The following is a 17,909-nucleotide window of genomic DNA, read 5'->3' as shown; positions in this document are numbered from 1 at the left end:
TCGGGACTTGCACTGTGTTCAAGTTGGACACTACGCCGCTCTTGAACGCTGTGCAACTGGTTTCTTGAACATTGTGCAAGTAGCATGGGCCCATGCCCCGCGACACACTGACCCGCGATCAGATCGTCCTGGCCGCCGTCGAACTGCTCGACGCCGAGGGACTGGAGGGTCTCAACATGCGCGCCCTCGGTGCGCGGCTCGGATCCGCCGCGACCGCCGTGTACTGGCACGTCGGCAGCAAGGAGAACCTGATCGCCCTCGCCGGCGACCACGTCTGGCACGAGATCGCGCTGCCCGACGTCGAAGCCGTCGGCTGGCGCGGGGCGGCGGAGGAGATGGCGACCGGGCTGCACACCATGCTGGCCCGGCACGGCTGGATGGTGCAGGCCTTCGGGGCGCAGCCGATGTTCGGTCCGGGCAAGGCGCGCCACGACGACCACAACCTGGGCATCTACGAGGCGGCCGGGTTCACCGGCGCCGAGGTCGACCAGGCCGCCGCGTCCGTCTTCACCTACGTGCTCGGCAATGCCCTCGGGCTCGCCGCCACCGCGTCGCTCGCCCGCAGGCTGGCCCAGGCGGGGGACGGCGAGGCGCGGATGGCCGAGGCGATGAAGGACGCGGAGGAGGTCGCCGCCCGGTTCCCGAGGTTGCGCGCCCGTCTCGGTACGTCGTCGGCCGACTACGGATCGGGGCCGGATGACGCCTTCGCCTTCGGTCTGAGCGCCCTGCTCGACGGGCTGGAAGGCCGGATTTCGGCAGACGGAGCGTAGTCCGGCGCTGACAGTGCGCAAGTCGGAGGGTGAGCCCCGCCACACGCTGTAGGGGCGGTACTACCGGCGATAGGAGAGCGTATGGGCCGATTGCTGCACTGGCATCACGAAATGTCCGATTTGCAACGATCGTGCGTCGTAGTGAGGGGGGTTGCCCACCCCTCGGCGGTCCCTGCACAGTGGTGGACGTCGGGCCGCGCCGGACGGGTACAGCCCCCGGGAACGTCGGCCCCGACCGCCTCGCAGAACCGTGACTGTGGCACTTCCTTGCCTGGTGCGGAACGCGAGGGACCTACCCCCTAGCAAGGAGATTTGCTTCAGTATGGCTATCCGCATCCCGTCGCTGCGTACCCTGTCCGTCTCCCTCGCCGGCACCGCCGCCCTCGCCTCCGTCGCCGTCATCGGCGCCTCCGGCATGGCCTCCGCTGCCGCTCCGACCGACGCCCAGTCCGTCGCAGCCTCGATCGTGCCCGCGGACCAGCTCGCTTCCTTCGACGCGATCATCTCCCACGAGAGTGGCTGGAACGTGAACGCGACCAACGCCTCCTCCGGTGCCTACGGCCTGGGCCAGGCCCTGCCGGCCTCCAAGATGGCCTCCGCCGGCGCCGACTGGCAGACCAACCCGGCGACCCAGATCAAGTGGGCGCTGAGCTACATGAACTCCACCTACGGCAGCCCGAACGCCGCGTGGTCCTTCTGGCAGGCCCACAACTGGTACTGATCGGCCCTGACCGACAGTTCCAGTTGGGGGACTCACTCCTCCTCGGCGCAGATGGCGGAGACGAACTCCGCGACACGCGCCTGCGGCAGATGCCGCGCCACGTCCGCCTCGCTGATCATGCCGATCAGTCGGTGCTCCGGGTGATTGATCACCGGAAGCCTGCGGACCCGGTGCTGCTCCATCACTCGTAGCACCTGCTCGATGTCGTCGCTGCCCTCGATGGTCAGCGGGCGACCCCGGGCCAGCTCCCCGGCCGTGGTGACGGCCGGGTCGAGACCGACCGCGATGCACCTCACGACGATGTCGCGGTCGGTGATGATGCCCATGAGACGGTCGTTGTCGCCGCAGATGGGCAGCGCGCCCACCCCACGGTCCCGCATGAGTTTGGCCGCCACGGCGAGCGACTCGTGCTCGGTGACGCACTGGGCGCCCGGATGCATGATCTGTTCTGCTGTGGTCATGATGCGGCCTCCTGTGTCGCGTGGCCTGCAGCACTTCCCCCTCGCTTCTCATCGTAGGCTGACTACGCTCGGCCGGGTGATCACTCGTAGGCCTGTCATCCGGACCGAACGTCTGCAGCTGTTCCGCCCGACAGCGGACGACCTGGCGGTCGCCGTCGCGGTCCACTCCGCCCCGGAGACCAACCGCCACAACCCCCACGGCCCCACGCCGCCGGACGCCTGCGAGCGCTGGCTGCACGCGTGGATCGAGGAGTGGGACCGGCTGGGAGTCGGCTACTTCTCGGTCGGCCTCGACGACGAGATCGTCGGCTTCGCCGGGGTGAAGTTCGCGCCGATCCGGATCGCCGGACGCGACGAGTTCACCGCCTTCAACCTCTACTACCGCTTCCGGCCCGCTGCGTGGGGACGCGGCTTCGCCGCTGAGGCGGCGGGCGCGGCGCTGGAGTATGCCCGCCCGCTCCATCCGGATGTGCCCGTGTACGCGCTGATCCGGGACGACAACACGCCGTCGCTGCGCCTGGCCGCGCGCCTCGGCCTCCAGGCCACCGGAGAGGTGGACTCCGCCGGGCGCGGTGTCCACCTCTTGGGCTTCTCCGGTGCAGATGTTGATGTGTGATGGTAGGTCAGTATTTGGCTGACGGATGATCAGGAGCCCCGGCGGCGTGCTGCCGGGGCTCCTTTGCGTCCGGGGTGGATCGAAGGTCTGAATGATGGTTCACTTCTTTCATGGCCTACCGCGAGACCCCTGCCGTGCGACGTCGACTCGACGCCGCACGCGACCGGCTGGTCGCGAAGGCCACGGACGTCGTGGCCGAGGTGGGCTGGGCCGGGGCGTCGGTGACGGTGGTGGCCGCTGCCGCCGGGATGTCGGCTGGCTCCGTCTACCAGCACTTCGCGTCCAAGGCGGCGCTCGCCGTCGAGGTCTTCCGGCGCGCCTCCGGGCGTGAGGTCGAGGTGCTCGGCGAGGTCCTGCGGCAAGGCAGCGGGGACCCGGTCGAACGGCTCGCGCACGGAGTCGAGGTGTTCGCGCGGCGCGCGCTGGAGCGTCGCGGGCTCGCGTACGCGCTGCTGGCCGCGCCCGCCGACCCGGCCGTCGGCGCGGAGCGGCTGGAGTACCGCCGCCGCTACCGGGCGCTCTTCGCGGAGGTGGTCCGCGAGGGCGTCGCCATCGGACTGCTGCCGGAGCAGGACCCCGAGATCACCGCAGCCGCGCTCACCGGCGCGATCGGCGAGATCCTGGTCGATCCGCTTGTCGAACCGACGGACGCCGCCGAGCGCCTGGTCGCCGAACTGCGTGCCCTGTCGCTGCGCTGCGCGGGCGCAGCCGCCCGTCCCGCCCATCGACACCCATCGACGATGACCGACCCTGACCGACGGAGGACCCGATGAGCACCGCCGCTGACCTGCCGCTGCGCAGCGAGCCGAGCGCACGTACGCACGAGGTGACCAACCAGGTCCCGCCGCTGGTAGGCCATGACGTCGCCGCGGACCCGGTGCTGATCGAGGGCCTGCACCGGGAGGGCGCCGGCTGGTACGAAGAGGACCTGCACCGCGTCGGGCGGCTGGCCGGCAGCGAGGAGGTCCAGCACTGGGCCGACCAGGCCAACCGCCACGAGCCCGAGCTGCGCACCCACGACCGCTACGGAAACCGCATCGACGAGGTTGAGTTCCACCCCGCCTACCACCAGTTGATGGACGTCGCCGTGCGCGAGGGCATGGCGGGCGCACCCTGGGTGGACGCCCGTCCGGGCGTCCATGTCGCGCGCGCCGCAGCCTTCATGACCTGGAGCACCGCCGAGGCCGGGCACGGCTGCCCGATCTCGATGACTTACGCCGTCGTCCCCGCGCTCCGCGCGCAGCCCGAACTCGCGGCGCAGTACGAACCGTTGCTGGCCAGTCGGGTCTACGACCCCGGGCTGCGCGCGCCGCTCGGCAAGCGCGGGCTGCTGGCCGGGATGGGGATGACCGAGAAGCAGGGCGGGACCGACGTCCGCGCCAACACCACCACGGCCGTCGAGCGTCCGGACGGCACCTGGCGGCTGCGCGGCCACAAGTGGTTCACCAGCGCGCCGATGAACGACGTGTTCCTGGTGCTGGCGCAGGCGCCCGGCGGGCTCTCCTGCTTCCTGGTGCCGCGCGTGCTCCCGGACGGCAGCCGTAACACCTTCCGGATCCAGCGGCTCAAGGACAAGCTCGGCAACCGCTCCAACGCCAGCAGCGAGCCGGAGTTCGACGACACCGTCGCCTGGCTGGTCGGGGTGCAGGGGCAGGGCGTGCGGACCATCATCGACATGGTCACCATGACTCGGCTCGACTGCATCCTCGGCTCCGCCTCCGGCACCCGCGCCGCGCTGGCCCAGGCGGCCCACCACGTCCGGCACCGCTCGGTCTTCGGCGCCAGGCTGATCGACCAGGCGCTGATGCGCAACGTCGTCGCCGACCTCGCGCTGGAGTCCGAGGCCGCCACCACGCTCGCGCTGCGCGTCGCGGGTGCGGCCGACCGGGCCCAGCGCGGCGACGCGGGGGAGCGGGCCTTCCTGCGGCTCGCCACCGCCGTCGGCAAGTTCTGGGTCTGCAAGCGCCAGCCCGCGGCCGTGGTGGAGGCGCTGGAATGCCTGGGAGGCAACGGTTATGACGAGGCGTCAGGGATGCCCCGGCTCTACCGCGAGGCCCCGCTCAACGGGATCTGGGAGGGGTCCGGCAACGTCCAGGCGCTCGACGTGCTCCGCGCCCTGGCCCGCGAGCCGGAGTCGCTGCACGCCTTCGCCGCCGAGATCGAGGCGGCCAAGGGCGCCGACGCCCGCCTCGACGCGTCCTGGGACGCCGTCCGCGCGGAGCTCGCCGACCCGGAGCAGGCCGAACTGCGCGCCCGCCGCCTGGTGGAGCGACTGGCGTTGACGCTCCAGGCCTCGCTGCTGGTCCGGCACGCGCCCGCGGCGGTCGCCGACGCCTTCTGCGCCTCGCGCCTGGGCGCGGACCGGTCGTTGGTGTTCGGCGCACTGCCCACCGGGGTGGACCTCGCCGCCGTCATCGACCGGACGCCGGTCGGCCTGGCCGGGTAGGTTCCCTCCCAAGGTGACGCCTGTTCCCGGAGGTCCGATGCCCGCGCCTGCCGTCGCGGCGTTCCAGGCGGCGGCCGGGGCCTGGCGCTCGGCGCTGCGCTCGGTCGAGGACGACGCGGTCCTCGACACGGTCGGCGTGAGTACCTACCCGTACGGCAGCGACCCCGAGGACCCCTTCGTCGAGACGGTCTGGTGGGCCAACCAGGAGGTGCTCCACCACAGCGCCGAGATCGCGCTGCTCCGCGACCTGTACCGGGAGACGGGACCAGGTAGCGGCATCTGACAGGCTGTGGGCCCGTGACCACCTGGAACAGGACCCTGGACGCGGCCGGGGTGCACGATGCCGTTCTCCGCTCCGACTACGCGGCGCAGCGCCGGGTGGTCGCCCGGTACCGGCCCGAGGCGTATCTCGCGGTTCGGCTGCTCGTGCCCGCCGCGCTGGTACCGCATGTCGTCGCCGCGACCGCGTTCATGCACCGCAACGACGACGTGCTCGACTCGGAGGACGGGACGGCCGACCGGGACGTCCGCCGCGCGGAGTACGGGAGGTTCGCCGCGTCCGTGCGGGACGCGCTCGCAGGCGGCACTCCCGCCGGACCGGAGGCACCCCTGCTGCGCGCGCTCGCGCACAGCGCGTCCGCCCGGCCCGAACTACGCGAGGCCGTCGAGGAGTTGCTGGAGACCGCACTCGCCGACCTGGACTTCGTGGGCTTCACCACCGAGGCCGACTACCAGAGTTACCTCGACGCCTACGCGCTGCCCGCGCTGATGGTCGTCGCCTGCCTGTTGGGCCCTGTCGGTGCCCAGCCCGACGAGCGGTTCCGTGCCGCCTGCCGCACCTTCATCGACGGCGGCCAGCGGCTCGACTTCGTCAACGACCTCGCCGAGGACCTGGCCGCGGGCCGGTTGACCGTTCCGACCGAGACGCTCGACGCCTTCGGCGTCACGCGCGCGGACCTGGTCGGGGAAGAGTCCTCCGGGACGGCGGCGCTGATCCGGCACCTGCTGGACCAGGCCCGGACGACGTTGGTGCAGGGGCGCGCCTTGGTCGCGCTGGTCCCGCCCGAGAACCGGCCGATGACCCGGGCGCTGATCGGGCTGGAGGAGCTCACCGCGGCCGCCGCCGCCCGCAAGGGGCCTGCGCTGCTTCAGGGTTCGGCCCGGCCGTCCGTGCCCTCGGCGCTGGCGCTGTTGCTGCGTGAGTACCGCGAGGCCAGGCGGGTCCGCAGGGGGCGGTCGGGCACACGGTAGGTTGTCCGACCGTGCGCGTCGCGGGGAGCGGTCACGCGCACGGAACGGAACACGAACCGGGGGACGAGTGATGGCACGGAAGCAGCCTGCGCAGAAGACGCGGAGAAGCGGGCAGCCCGAGCGTCGCGGGCTGGAATGGGACGGTCCCGTTCGTGTGCGGAGCAGGATGGCGACCCGGCCCGCCCGGCGTGAAGGGATCAGCTGCGCCGGAGTCATCGCGTTCTTCGCCCTGCTGGGACTGACGATCGGAGCCTGCGTCGGCGTGGTGATGGCCGCCGAGGGAATCGGCACGCAGCTCGGCCTGCGTGAGAGTACGGTGCTGCGGATGACCGTCCTGGACTGCGTGGACGTCCCGAGCGGCAAGTCGACGGTCACCAACTGCGAGGGCTCGGGCGATCCGGGCCGGAGCGGTGTCACGTCCGGCCTGTGGAAGATCGACGACGCGGACGCCCACTACGGCTTCGGCACGCGCCTCAACGTCCGGTGCACCCCTGGGGGTGACTGCACGGCGGTCGGCATGGGTGGCCTCGCCGAGGACCTGGCCGGGCTCGCCGCGGCCCTCTTCTTCGCGTCGATGGGGTTGTTCAGCTTCGTGATGGTGACCGGGAACATGTTCTTCCCCCGGCGGCTGGAGCGGATCCGCCTGCGGCCGTCGCGGCTCGGGCGTCGCATCACGCTGGGCTGGTTCGGCGCGCTCGGGCTGCTGTTCGTGACGGCGGTCGTCCTGGGTGTGCTGAGCTGACCGGCGCGCGTACCGTGGAGATGTTCCCGGGGGGTACGCCACCTTGGCGCCACGGAAGGCGGCCCGCGATGAGCCTGCTTCACCGACACAAGACGACAGCCGTCAAGCCCCGCGTCGACGACATGGTCGACTCCGAGGGCGGCGGCTTCCACCACGCGGCACGGCAACCGATGGTTGACGTGGCGCCCTACGCCAGCGACGGGCGCTACCGGCTGGTCCGGCTGGGCGACCACACCGAACCGCTGGCCCGCGAGGAGTTCGTCCCGCGGATCCAGCAGCTCTACCCGCAGCTCGACCTCGACGACGCCGAGATGGTCCACTGGGCCGACCGGCCCTGGGAGTGGCCGACCTGGCACCCCGGCGAGGCCTGACGCCCCTGGCGAGGCCGGCCGCCCTGGCTGGCCGCAGTCGGCCGCCGCCGGTCGCACCGGTGGCCCGGTTCACCCGTGCGGACCTGAGCGCACACTCGGCCCGGAGACGACGCACGTCTCCGGGCCGTGGTGCTGGGTGGCGCTGCGTGGCGCCGCGACGCGCTCCAGGACGCCGCGGGTGGAAAGCCGGTGGTCGCCCGCCGTGATCCCGTCCGCGCGATCTTGTCCACGCGATCTTCTCGGAACGGGTTTCCTTGGGCCGCCTCCTGTGATTCCCTGTGTTCTTCCGCGCTGGTGCGACGTTTGTTCGCACTGGTGCCCGCCGGTTTCGTGCTACCCCGATCGGCGGGCGCTCCGCGAGCGGCGTGCGGGGAAGGTGGGAAGATTGGGGAGCGGGAGCGATCATCCTTCGGGCTCCGGGCGGTTATCTGACCATGGGATCAGACGAGCAGGGCAGCGGCCCCGGTGCACGCCGTGCGGCGGCGGGCGGGCAGCCGCGTCCGGGTGGACTGCTGACCATCCCCATCGCCACCGCGCTGATCGAGGACGACGGCCGGATCCTGCATTGGAGCGCCGACGCCGAGCTGCTGCTCGGCTACAGCGCGGTCGAGGCGGTGGGACGCTATGCCGCCGACCTGCTGACCACGCCGGAGAACCGTCCCGAAGTGGTGCAGCTCTTCGAGTCGATAGTCGCCGGACGGAGCTGGTCCGGCGTCTTCCCGGTCCGGCACCGGGACGGGCATCTGGTCAACCTGGAGTTCCGCACCCACCCGCTGACCGGCCCGAACGGGCACCCGCTGGTCCTCGCCGTCGCCTCCGACGTGCGCTCGCTGCGCCGGCTCCAGTCGAACCTGGCCGTGCTGGACAGCTTCTTCACCCAGTCGCCGGTCGGCATGGCCGTCTACGACGACCAGATGCGCTTCGTCCGGCTCAACCACGCGCTGGCCGAGATCAACGGCCTGACCATCGAGCAGCACCTGGGCCGCACCGTCTCCGAGATACTGCCCGGCCTGAACGGCGAGGAGATCGAGGCGGTGATGCGCGGCGTGCTGACCAGCGGTGAACCCGTCGTCGACGCGCGCTCGCACGGCATCACCCCCAGTGATCCCGAGCAGGAACACGCCTGGTCGGCCGCCTACTTCCGGCTGGAGGAGCCGACCTCGGGCCGGGTGCTCGGGGTCAGTTCGACCATCGTGGACGTCACCGAGCGGTACCTCGCGGAGTCGCGCGCGGCGCGGGCGCGTGAGCGGCTGCAGATCCTCTTCGACGCCAACTCCCGGATCGGCACCACGCTCGACCTGGTGCGCACGGCCCGCGAGCTGGTCGACGCGATGGTGCCCAAGGTCGCCGACCTCGCCGCCGTCTTCGTCCTGGAGCGGCTGGTCTCCGGCGAGCCCGAGGCGGGCGAGGACGGCCACGAGCACGGCGGCGCCGGACGGGCCCACCCGCACGTCCACCTCCACGGCCACGGCCACGGCGCCGACGCCGACGGGGACGACGCGGGAGGCGGACGGGGCGACGTGACGCCACCGATCGACCGCGTGCGCAGGCTGGCCGTGGCCTCCACGGAGACCGGACCGGCCGGAACAGCGGGCACAGCCGACATCGCCGTCTTCGACATCCCGCCCGACTCCGCCTACGCCGTCGCGATGACCACCGGACGGACCGTCACCCTGTCGCCCGACCAGCCGGGCAGCCTGCTGGCGACCCTGCTCGGCGTGAACGGGCGGAACGGGCGGAACAGCCGGAACGGCCCGAGCGGGGTCGGTCCGGTCTACGGGAGTTCAGGCGCCGCTGAGCCGACCGTTGAGCAGACGGTCCGTCAGTTCGCCCAGTACACCCCGCCGCAGAGCGATCCGGGGTCGGCCGCGCAGGACGGGAACGAACCGGGGCCGGTCCGGATCACGCCGCTGGTGGCCCGTGGCTCGGTACTCGGCATGGTCGTCTACCTGCGCCGTCCGGGTCGCGAGGCGTTCGAGAGCGAGGACGTGACCCTCGGCGACGAGCTCGCCTCCCGCGCCGCCGTCGCCATCGACAACGCCCGGCTCTACCTGCGCGAGCACCAGACTCTGCTGGAGCGGCAGCAGACCCTTGCCCAGGCCAACGCCGCCCGCGAGCGGTTGGCCCTGGTCAACGAGGCCTCCACGCGCATCGGCACCACCCTCGACCTGCAACGGACCGCCCTGGAGCTGGGCGAGGTCGGCACCCAGGGCCTGGCCGACGCGGTCGTCGTCGAGGTGCTGGAGGATCTGGTCAACGACACCGGTGAGACCGCCGGGCCCCGCGGACCCGCGGACCGTTCCGCGCTGCTGCGCCGCCTGGCCTTCCATACCCGACCGGGCGCAGGCATGAGCCCGGTCGCCCCCGTCGGCGACGTGCACCGGTTCCACCCCGCCACCCCCTACGCCTGGTGCCTGGCCCACCGGCGTCCGGTACTGGTGCCGCAGGTGGACGAGCAGGCGCTGCGCTGGTTCGACGCCGATCCGGCCCGTGCGCAGGCCGTCCTGGACGACGGCATCCGCTCCTTCATGGTGGTGCCGCTGATCGCGCGCGGCATGGCGCTCGGCGTCGCGGCCTTCTACCGGACCGTCACCGACCGCCCCTTCGACGCCGAGGACCTGGCGCTCGCAGGGGAGTTGGCGGCCCGCGCGGCCGTCTCCATCGACAACGCCCGGCTCTTCACCCGCGAGCGGGACGCGTCCCTGGCGCGGGAGCAGGCGCTCGTCGAGGCGCACGAGGCACAGGCCAGGCTGGCCCTGCTCAACGACGCCTCCACCCGGATCGGCACCACGCTGGACCTGCAGCGGACCGCCGAGGAGCTGGTCGAGCTGGTGATCCCGCGTTTCGCCGACTTCGTCACCGTCGACCTGCTCGACTCGGTCGTGGAGAACGGTTTCGGCGACGACGAGCCCCGCATCCCCGAAGACGGACGGGTGCTGCTGCGCGCGGTGGCCGTCGGTGAGGTCGACGGCATCGACATGGTCGGAGCGGCCGACAACGTGGGCCAGGCCTCCAAGTCCGCCGCCGTCTACGCCGAGAGCCTGCGCACCGGACGCTCCATCCTGATCGACCAGGTCGACGAGGCCGCGCTGCACCGGATCACGGCCCACCCGGACCGGGTGGAGCCCGCGCTGAAGGCGGGTGTCCACTCGTATCTGATGGTCCCGCTGCTGGCGCGTGGTGCGGTGCTGGGCGGGGCCGAGTTCATCCGGCTGGTCGACACCGTCCCGTTCTCGCCGGAGGACGTCGCGCTCGCCGAGGAGCTCGCCGCGCGGGCGGCGATCGCCATCGACAACGCGCGGCTCTACCGGCGCGAGCGCAACACCGCGCTGATGCTCCAGCACGCCCTGTTGCCGCAGGAGATCCGGACCACCCCCGGCCTCGACATCGCCTACCGCTACCTGCCCGCCAGTGTGATCAGCGAGGTCGGCGGCGACTGGTTCGACGTGGTCCCGCTGAGCTGCGGCCGGGTCGCCCTGGTCGTGGGCGACGTGATGGGCCACGGCATGCAGGCCGCCGCCAGCATGGGCCAACTACGCACGGCAGCACGCACGTTGATCGCCATGGACCTGGCCCCGGACCGGGTGCTGCGCCGTCTGGACGAGACCGCGTCGGCGGTCGGCGAGGGCCAGTTCGCCACCTGCGTCGTCGCGGTCTTCGACCCGGTCGACGGCAGCGTCTCCATCGCCTGCGCCGGACACCTGCCGCCGGTGCTGGTCGACCCGGACGGCAACGCCACGCTGGTCGAACTGCCGACGGGCGCTCCGCTCGGAGTCGGCGGGGTGCCGTTCCGCAGCGTCGAGTTCACCCTGCCGGGGGACGCGGTGCTCTGCCTCTACACCGATGGCCTGGTCGAACGACGCGACCGGGACCTGGACGTCGGCCTCGACCTGCTGTGCCGGACCGTCGCCGAGAAGCGCGCCTCGCTCGAGGAGCGCTGCGACGCCGTCCTGGACGCGCTCGCCGCGCGCAGCAGCGAGGACGACATCGCCGTCATCATGGCCCAGGCACTGCGCCGCCAGGCCGACTGGATCGCCACCCTCGAACTCTCCGGCGACCCCGCGGTCGTCGGCAAGGCCCGCCACTTCGTCCGCGAGACCCTTGCCGGGTGGGGCCTGGACTCGCTCTGCGACGTGGCGGAGCTGCTGGTCAGCGAGCTCGTCAGCAACGCGCTGCTGCACGCGGATCAGCCGACCGAGCTGCGCCTGATCCGCGACCGGGTGCTCACCATCGCGGTCACGGACACCGATGCCCGCGCCCCGCGGCTGCGGCACGCGTCGACGGAGGACGAGGGCGGCCGGGGCATGCACCTGGTCAACGAGCTGGCCCGGCGCTGGGGCAGCCGGGCGCTCCCGAACGGCAAGGTGGTCTGGCTCGAACTGGAACTGCCCCACTGGGTCACCGGCCCGACGGAGGGCCCCACCGGTGGGGACGGCGACGGGCTGGTGACGAACAGCTTGTAGAACCAGCGGCTGGTAGGGCTCAGCCGTTGATCGGGGAGATGACGGCGGCGGTCCCGTAGGCGCAGACCTCGGTGCCGTTCCCGGCTGCGTCCGAGACATCGAATCGCATCATCAGGACGGCATTGCCGCCGCGTGCGCGGGCTTGGTCGATGAGGCGGTCCATGGCTTGGTTGCGGCTTTCGACCAGGGTCTTGGTGAGCCCGCGAAGTTCGCCGCCGGCGAGGGACTTGAGTCCGGCGCCGATCTGGGTGCCGATGTTGCGGGAGCGGACGGTGAGTCCGAAGACCTCGCCGATGATGCGGTCCACCGTGTAGCCGGGGATGTCGTTGGTGGTGACCACCAGGACATCCGGGGTGTGCTGACCGCCGCCGTACTCGTCGATGTTCGCCATGTGCCGCATTCTTCCCCGGTCCACGCTGCTGTGGCAGCAGGCACGACGGGGACCGTACTGGACTGTTACGGGCGTGGCAGCCGGCCGGGGGCCTGAGCGCGCGTCAGCTCGGGCTACGGAAGGCGGAAATCGTGGTGCTCGAGGCCGTATAGAGGGTGGGCCCGGAGAGTGCGAGAGTCCAGGACTGCGTGCCGGGACCGGACGAGCGGCTCCAACGAGTGCTGCCGTCGGAGGTGTTGAAGACGGAGACGCCGCCCGAGGAGGCCATGGGTGCCGCGATCAGGTCCGCGTCCACGACCATCGACGGGCCGGTCGTCCCGACGGCGCCGAAGTAGTCGACCGTAGGCGTGCTGTGCCACAGCTGCCTTCCGGTGTGCAGGTCGAGCGCGAACAGGGAGTTGTCGCCCGAGACGATGACCTTGTCGCCCACGACCGAGGTGGAGTCAAGGCTGTCCGGCGCGTTCAACGCGGTCCACAGCCGGGCGCCGGTGGCCGTGTCCAGCGCGTTCACCTTGGTGTCGCTGACGAGCAGCACCCCGGTGGAGGCCGTGAGGGCCAGGCCGGGCCCTGCGGCCGGCAGGTTCGGTACGGCCCACAGTTGACGACCGGTGCGTGCGTCGAGGCTGGAGACAGTGCCGGAGTCGTACAGCAGGAACCGGGTGCCGTCGGAGACCACCTTCCCGTTCTCGGAGATGGTCGTACTCGACCACAGCACCCGACCGCTCGCGAACTCCACGGCGACCAGGGTGAACGCGTCGGTGCCGTCCCGGCCCGACAGCAGGGCAACACCTCCCGCGCTCGCCACCAGGAGGTCGATGGAGGCGCCATTCGAGGTGACGACGGGGCTGCAGTAGAGCTGCCTGCCACCGGCGTCGAGCGCCGCCAGACGGAGGGTGTCCGTATCGACCGTGCAGAGCAGCAGGCTGCCCGTCACGCCGAGCCAGCTCACTGCGGGGTTGAAGGAACTCGGGGGCGGGTTGACCTTTCCGGTCCAGGCGGGGGTGCCGGTGGCGGGGTGGAAGGCCTGCGCCTTCGATGCGTCCCAGCAGACCAGCAGGTCACCGAGGAGTTCCAGCGTGGCGGTGTTGCTCACGGAGGCGGGTTGCTGCCACAGCGGCGCGGGCCCGGTCGAGACCGTGGGGCCGGAGCTGGCGTGAATTCCGAGCGTTCCGAGCAGTCTGGCGCCCAAGCCGGTGTTGAGCGCGTACGCCACTCCTCCCCCGACCGCGAGCAGCGCCGCGCCGCCACCGGCTGCGGCCATCCTGAGCGCGCGCCGCCGATCTGGACCGGGGCCGGGGCCGGGGCCGGGACCAGGGCCAGGGCCGGGACCGTGGGCGTGAGCCTGGGCGGGGACCGGTACGGAGCTCGGGGCCAGGGTCGAGGTGGGCAGTGCGGCGACGGGCACCGGCGGCGCGGACAGCATCCGCTCGGCGTACTGCCGACGCTCGGTCAGTTGCCGCTGCAGGGCGGGGACCACAAGCGCGCCGGAGTCGGTGGGGCCGAGGGCCTCCAGCAGCTGCGGGACGGTTGGGCGGCGGCTCGGGTCCTTGTCCAGGCAGGCGGCCAGCAGTGGGGCCAAAGCTGCTGGTACGCCTTCCAGTTGGGGAGGCTCGTGGACGACCCGGTAGAGCACCGCCGGGGTCTGGCCCGCGCCGAAGGGGTGCCCACCGGTGGCTGCGTGGACCAGCACGCAGCCGAGCGAGAAGACGTCCGCCGGAGCCCCGGCCGTGCGGCCTGCCGTGAGCTGCTCGGGGGCGAGATAGCCGGGGGTGCCGACCGCCGCGCCGGTACGGGTGATCTGGGTGCCCCCGGAGCCGTCGACGGCCCGGCTGATCCCGAAGTCGATGACCTGCGGCCCCTCCGCCGCGATCAGCACGTTGCCCGGCTTGAGGTCGCGGTGCACCAGGCCGGCGCCATGGATCGCCGCCAACGCCTCGGCGAGGCCCGCACCGAGCGCGCGCAGTGCCGGCTCGGCGAGCACGCCGAAATCGCGCACCACCTCGTGCAGGGTGGGCGCGGGTACGTACGCCGTGGCGAGCCAGGGCGGCACGCCCTGGGCGTCGGCGTCCAGAAGTGGCGGAGTCCGGAACCCGTTCACGCGCTGCGCAGCCGCGATCTCGCGCTGGAACCGGGCACGGAAGTCCGGAGTCTCGGTGTGCTCGGGGCGGATCACCTTCAGCGCCACCAGCCGCGCGTCAGGCGAACGCGCCAGATACACCTGCCCCATGCCGCCCTCGCCGAGCAGCTCGAGCAGCTCGTACGGCCCGATGCGCGTCACGACTTCCCCGTCGGCTGCCATGGCGCCGAGCGTAGCCGAAGTAACTGACAGCCCACCAACTCCGGGGCAGGCCCCGATTCGCAGTGGATCTGCGCCACGACGGACAGAACGACCGGCCTCGGTGGGGCGAGCGAGATGGGAGGCCTGGGCCTCGATGGGACCACAGTGTTGGGGGGACGAGGGCTGCATGTCGGACGGTCAGGAACTGGCGGAGGCCGCCGCCGACGAGGTGAGGACCGAGGAGCGCAGGCTCCGACGGGACCTGGGGTTCTGGGGGCTCACGTCGATCGGGTTCTCCAACATCGTCGGGTCCGGGTGGCTGTTCGCCGCGATGTATGCGGCGCAGACGGCTGGTCCGGCGTCACTTCCGGCCTGGCGCGGGGCCGGGGTGCTGTGCGCGCTGGTCGCGCTGGTGATGGTGGAGCTCGGCGTGTCCGGCCGGAGGGCGGGGGGACCGTACGCTGGCCGCTCATCGCCAGCGGACGGCTGGTCGGGACGCTCATCGGCTGGTCGACGCTGCTGTCGGTGGGCGGGACCGCCGCCGAGATCAGCGCGATCATGCGGTACGCCGGGCACTACCTGCCCTGGGTCTAAAGGAACGGCAGCCTCACCGGGCCGGGGCTGGCCGTGGCGCTGGGGCTGAGCGTGCTGCTCACCGCGCTGAACTGGTTCGCGGTCCGGCTCTTCGCGCGGTTCAACAACCTGGTGTCGATCTTCAAGATCCTCGTGCCGGTGATCACCGTGGCTGCGCTCTTCGCGTCGGGTTTCCACTCCGGTAGGTTGACCGCCCCGGCGCACGGAGGGTTCGCACCCTACGGGTACGCGTCCGTGCTCAGCGCGCTCGCGGCCGGCGGCATCGTCTACTCGCTCAACGGCTTCCAGGCCCCGCTGGACTTCTCCGGCGAGGCGCGCAACCCCCGCCGCACCATGCCGGGTTCGGTCCTCGCCGGGATCGGGCTGGCGCTGGTGCTGTACCTGGCACTGCAGTTGGCGTTCCTCTACACCGTCCCCGAGCGCCTGCTGGGCCACGGCTGGTCGGGCGTCAGCTTCGACTCGCCGTTCGGCCAGCTCGCGCTGATCCTCAACCTGCAGTGGCTGTCCAGCCTGCTCTACGCGGACGCGGTCGTCTCGCCGGGCGGCTCGGCCTACGTAGGTGTCGGGATCGACGCTCGCCACACCTACGCCCTAGCGAAGAACGGCACCCTGCCGCGCTTCTTCATGCGCGTCAGCGGACGCGAAGGCGTCACGCACCGGGCACTGCTCCTCAACCTCGCCGTGATCGCCGTCTTCCTGCTGCCGTTCAACGGGTGGCAGCAGATCGTCAGCGTGATGGGCGACATGTATCTGCTGATCTACGCCGCCTCCGCGGTCGCCGTTGCGGTCTCCGCGGTCGTCCAGATGGGCGACTGCGCGGCTGGATTCCCGGGCTCGCCTGATCGCGCCGCTCAGCTTCATCGTCGCCAGCGAGTTCGTGTACTGGTCCGGATGGCACGATCTGCGCCTGGCGTTGCCGATGGTGCTCATCGGCCTGCCGATCTTCCTCCTGCTGCGGCCGGAGCACCGCGAGGAACCCCTGCGCGCGGAACTGCTGCGTGGCCTCTGGCTCGTGTTCTACCTGTTGGCACTGACGCTGTTGTCCTGGCTGGACTCGTTCAAGGGCTGGACCGGCTCACCGCGCCGGACGACTCGATCACGGTCGCCGTGGTCTCGCTGGCGGTGTTCGCCTGGGCGGTGCGGGAGGGGCGCAGTCTGCCCGTGGCGGCGCCCGCGGCCGCTGGGGAGGGGAATCAGCCGGGCTGACCGTCGGCAGTGGGGTCGTGCCTTGGGTATCGCCCTGGGTGTCGCCTTCGGTGTCGACCTGGGCCGACGGATTTTGACATCTCTTTACAACCCCGCCTCTCACTTCGTCGTCTCTCTCGTCGCTCATCCCGACCGAGAAGGAGACGCACGACATGCGCAGCAGGACACCCGCCGGAATCGCGTCCGCCGCGATAGCCCTCGCCGCCGCCGCGGTGGCGTTCGCGCCGCAGGCGAACGCCGCGACCGCGGAGACCGCAGCGGCCACGCCGCTCTGCTCGGCCTCGCAGCTCACCGCCGCGCTCGGGGGCGGCGACGCCGGGGCCGGGCAGATCTACACCTACCTGGTCGTCACCAACCACAGCTCGTCGGCCTGTCAGGTCGCCGGGTACCCGGGGCTGTCCATGCTGGATGCCCACGGCACCGAGATCGGCGTGCCGGCGACGCGCGAGAGCATGACGTACAGCTCCGTCGTGCTCGCGCCGGGCGCGTCCGCGAGCGACACCATCCACACCGCCAACCGGCAGACCGACAACCCGGGCGAGTGCCTGCCGGCCTCGACCGACCTGCGAATGTACGCGCCGGGCAGCAAGGTCGCGCTGACCTTCCCGGGCAAGATCACCGACTGCGACCACACGTTCTCGGTCACCCCGTTCGGCCCCGGCAACTCCGGGAACCCGTCGAACGCGCAGCCCACGGGCACTCCGTCCGCCTCGCCGAGCCAGGGCTCCTCGGGCGGCAACGGTGGTGGCACGGGCGGCACGCCGACCGCGGCCCCTTCCGCCACGCCCAGTTCGGAGGTCACTGCGGTGCCGAGTGGCGCCCCGGACACCGGCTTGGCGTCGACGTCGTCCGGGAGTGGCGACACCGGGCTGATCGTCGCCGGTGCTGCCGGCGTGCTGGTGCTGGGCGGCGCGGGTGCGGCGGCGCGGCGCCGGTCGCGCTCCCAGGCGCGGGGCTGATGGCGGCTCAGCTGCGGCAGTACGGGGTGCGGGGAGCGGTCGCGGCGCTGGTCGCGGCGGCCGCCCTCGTGCTGGCCGGCTGCGGTTCGGGCTCGTCCGGCAGCGTTGCCGGGAGCACGCCGAGTGATCCCGGCGGCAGCACCATGGCGTCGTCGACCGCCCCTGCCGCCGCCGCTCCGCTCGCCCGGTCCGTCCCGGCCCGGCTGCGGATTCCCGCGATCGGAGTCGACGCGTCCGTCATGCAGGTCGGACTGAACTCCGACGGCACGGTCGGCGTGCCGCCGATCGAGGCGAACGCGCCCGCCGCCTGGTACGACGGCTCGCCGACACCGGGGCAGACCGGCCCGTCAGTGATCCTCGGGCACGTGACGGTCGGCAGCTACGGGGACGGCGTCTTCCTGCACCTGTCCCGGCTGCATCCGGGCGACCAGGTGGAGGTGACGCTGCAGGACGGTGCGACCGCCGTCTTCCGGGTCGACTCCGTGCAGACCGTGGGGAAGTCGACCTTCCCGACGAACGCGGTGTACGGGAACGTCGACCACCCTGCGCTGCGTCTCATCACGTGCGGCGGACCGCACCTGAGTGGCGGCGGCTATCCCGACAACGTGATCGTCTACGCCTCTCTCAGCGGATCCTGACT

Annotated in this window: 15 protein-coding genes and 1 pseudogene; 13 read left to right on the top strand and 3 right to left on the bottom strand. The window is 71.9% G+C overall.

Annotated features, from left to right (window positions below; translation table 11 throughout):
- Window positions 1–92: 92 nt before the first annotated feature.
- Both ABH928_RS24045 and ABH928_RS24040 read left to right on the top strand, forming a co-directional pair.
- Entirely contained in the window at window positions 93–770 is a 678-nt protein-coding gene (locus tag ABH928_RS24045) for a TetR/AcrR family transcriptional regulator (protein ID WP_370069864.1), read from the top strand.
- Between the two features lie 322 nt (window positions 771–1,092).
- A complete protein-coding gene (locus tag ABH928_RS24040; protein WP_196193879.1) occupies window positions 1,093–1,491 on the top strand; it encodes a transglycosylase SLT domain-containing protein in 399 nt (132 codons plus the stop codon).
- A gap of 32 nt (window positions 1,492–1,523) precedes the next feature.
- Here ABH928_RS24040 and ABH928_RS24035 read toward each other — a convergent pair whose 3' ends face one another.
- Window positions 1,524–1,952, bottom strand: coding sequence for a CBS domain-containing protein (locus ABH928_RS24035; protein ID WP_370069861.1), 429 nt, complete (start codon window positions 1,950–1,952; stop codon window positions 1,524–1,526).
- Between the two features lie 76 nt (window positions 1,953–2,028).
- Here ABH928_RS24035 and ABH928_RS24030 point away from each other — a divergent pair, with 76 nt between their 5' ends.
- The 8 genes from ABH928_RS24030 to ABH928_RS23995 all read left to right on the top strand — a co-directional run bounded on the left by ABH928_RS24030 (window position 2,029) and on the right by ABH928_RS23995 (window position 11,841).
- Window positions 2,029–2,568, top strand: coding sequence for a GNAT family N-acetyltransferase (locus ABH928_RS24030; protein WP_370069859.1), 540 nt, complete (start codon window positions 2,029–2,031; stop codon window positions 2,566–2,568).
- Between the two features lie 110 nt (window positions 2,569–2,678).
- Complete coding sequence (locus tag ABH928_RS24025) at window positions 2,679–3,341, top strand: TetR family transcriptional regulator (RefSeq protein WP_370069857.1); 663 nt, start codon at window positions 2,679–2,681, stop codon at window positions 3,339–3,341.
- Window positions 3,338–5,014, top strand: coding sequence for an acyl-CoA dehydrogenase family protein (locus ABH928_RS24020; protein WP_370069855.1), 1,677 nt, complete (start codon window positions 3,338–3,340; stop codon window positions 5,012–5,014). Before ABH928_RS24025 ends, ABH928_RS24020 begins: the two co-directional genes overlap by 4 nt.
- Before the next feature lie 37 nt (window positions 5,015–5,051).
- Window positions 5,052–5,297, top strand: a complete 246-nt coding sequence (locus ABH928_RS24015) for a hypothetical protein (protein ID WP_370069853.1) — start codon at window positions 5,052–5,054, stop codon at window positions 5,295–5,297.
- Between the two features lie 14 nt (window positions 5,298–5,311).
- Complete coding sequence (locus ABH928_RS24010; RefSeq protein WP_370069851.1) at window positions 5,312–6,265, top strand: phytoene/squalene synthase family protein; 954 nt, start codon at window positions 5,312–5,314, stop codon at window positions 6,263–6,265.
- A gap of 166 nt (window positions 6,266–6,431) precedes the next feature.
- Window positions 6,432–7,007 carry a hypothetical protein gene (locus tag ABH928_RS24005; RefSeq protein ID WP_370069849.1) on the top strand — a complete coding sequence of 192 codons (576 nt, stop codon included), beginning with the start codon at window positions 6,432–6,434 and terminating at the stop codon, window positions 7,005–7,007.
- A gap of 68 nt (window positions 7,008–7,075) precedes the next feature.
- Window positions 7,076–7,378, top strand: a complete 303-nt coding sequence (locus ABH928_RS24000; protein ID WP_370069847.1) for a hypothetical protein — start codon at window positions 7,076–7,078, stop codon at window positions 7,376–7,378.
- A 434-nt stretch (window positions 7,379–7,812) separates the two neighbouring features.
- The gene (locus ABH928_RS23995; RefSeq protein ID WP_370069845.1) at window positions 7,813–11,841 is read left to right on the top strand and encodes a SpoIIE family protein phosphatase; all 4,029 of its coding nucleotides are present in this window, start codon (window positions 7,813–7,815) and stop codon (window positions 11,839–11,841) included.
- Between the two features lie 19 nt (window positions 11,842–11,860).
- Here ABH928_RS23995 and ABH928_RS23990 read toward each other — a convergent pair whose 3' ends face one another.
- Together ABH928_RS23990 and ABH928_RS23985 are read right to left on the bottom strand one after the other, a co-directional pair.
- Window positions 11,861–12,232, bottom strand: coding sequence for a YbjQ family protein (locus ABH928_RS23990; RefSeq protein ID WP_370069843.1), 372 nt, complete (start codon window positions 12,230–12,232; stop codon window positions 11,861–11,863).
- A 103-nt stretch (window positions 12,233–12,335) separates the two neighbouring features.
- A complete protein-coding gene (locus tag ABH928_RS23985; RefSeq protein WP_370069841.1) occupies window positions 12,336–14,531 on the bottom strand; it encodes a PQQ-binding-like beta-propeller repeat protein in 2,196 nt (731 codons plus the stop codon).
- A 166-nt stretch (window positions 14,532–14,697) separates the two neighbouring features.
- Between ABH928_RS23985 and ABH928_RS23980 the strand changes: the two are divergent.
- The 3 genes and pseudogenes from ABH928_RS23980 to ABH928_RS23970 all read left to right on the top strand — a co-directional run bounded on the left by ABH928_RS23980 (window position 14,698) and on the right by ABH928_RS23970 (window position 17,907).
- A pseudogene (locus tag ABH928_RS23980) lies at window positions 14,698–16,310 on the top strand (APC family permease).
- Window positions 16,311–16,462: 152 nt separating this feature from the next.
- A complete protein-coding gene (locus ABH928_RS23975) occupies window positions 16,463–17,269 on the top strand; it encodes a DUF4232 domain-containing protein (protein ID WP_370069839.1) in 807 nt (268 codons plus the stop codon).
- Window positions 17,269–17,907 (top strand): class F sortase, encoded by a 639-nt coding sequence (locus tag ABH928_RS23970; protein ID WP_370069837.1) that lies wholly within the window; start codon window positions 17,269–17,271, stop codon window positions 17,905–17,907. The genes ABH928_RS23975 and ABH928_RS23970 overlap by 1 nt, the downstream gene beginning before the upstream one ends.
- Window positions 17,908–17,909 lie beyond the last annotated feature (2 nt).

Origin of the sequence: Streptacidiphilus sp. MAP5-3 (genome assembly GCF_041262505.1) — a bacterium.
GTDB lineage: Bacteria > Actinomycetota > Actinomycetes > Streptomycetales > Streptomycetaceae > Streptacidiphilus.
Note: the sequence above shows the minus strand (reverse complement) of the source record. Positions and strands in the feature narration are given on the sequence as shown.

Excerpts from the sequence above, each read along its gene's own strand:
- ABH928_RS24005 (WP_370069849.1), top strand. The coding sequence starts at position 6,432 with ATGGCGACCCGGCCCGCCCGGCGTGAAGGGATCAGCTGCGCCGGAGTC.
- ABH928_RS23990 (WP_370069843.1), bottom strand. The coding sequence starts at position 12,232 with ATGGCGAACATCGACGAGTACGGCGGCGGTCAGCACACCCCGGATGTC.
- ABH928_RS24045 (WP_370069864.1), top strand. The coding sequence starts at position 93 with ATGCCCCGCGACACACTGACCCGCGATCAGATCGTCCTGGCCGCCGTC.
- ABH928_RS23995 (WP_370069845.1), top strand. The coding sequence starts at position 7,813 with ATGGGATCAGACGAGCAGGGCAGCGGCCCCGGTGCACGCCGTGCGGCG.
- ABH928_RS24035 (WP_370069861.1), bottom strand. The coding sequence starts at position 1,952 with ATGACCACAGCAGAACAGATCATGCATCCGGGCGCCCAGTGCGTCACC.
- ABH928_RS24040 (WP_196193879.1), top strand. The coding sequence starts at position 1,093 with ATGGCTATCCGCATCCCGTCGCTGCGTACCCTGTCCGTCTCCCTCGCC.
- ABH928_RS24025 (WP_370069857.1), top strand. The coding sequence starts at position 2,679 with ATGGCCTACCGCGAGACCCCTGCCGTGCGACGTCGACTCGACGCCGCA.
- ABH928_RS23970 (WP_370069837.1), top strand. The coding sequence starts at position 17,269 with ATGGCGGCTCAGCTGCGGCAGTACGGGGTGCGGGGAGCGGTCGCGGCG.
- ABH928_RS24020 (WP_370069855.1), top strand. The coding sequence starts at position 3,338 with ATGAGCACCGCCGCTGACCTGCCGCTGCGCAGCGAGCCGAGCGCACGT.
- ABH928_RS23985 (WP_370069841.1), bottom strand. The coding sequence starts at position 14,531 with ATGGCAGCCGACGGGGAAGTCGTGACGCGCATCGGGCCGTACGAGCTG.
- ABH928_RS24015 (WP_370069853.1), top strand. The coding sequence starts at position 5,052 with ATGCCCGCGCCTGCCGTCGCGGCGTTCCAGGCGGCGGCCGGGGCCTGG.
- ABH928_RS24000 (WP_370069847.1), top strand. The coding sequence starts at position 7,076 with ATGAGCCTGCTTCACCGACACAAGACGACAGCCGTCAAGCCCCGCGTC.
- ABH928_RS23975 (WP_370069839.1), top strand. The coding sequence starts at position 16,463 with ATGCGCAGCAGGACACCCGCCGGAATCGCGTCCGCCGCGATAGCCCTC.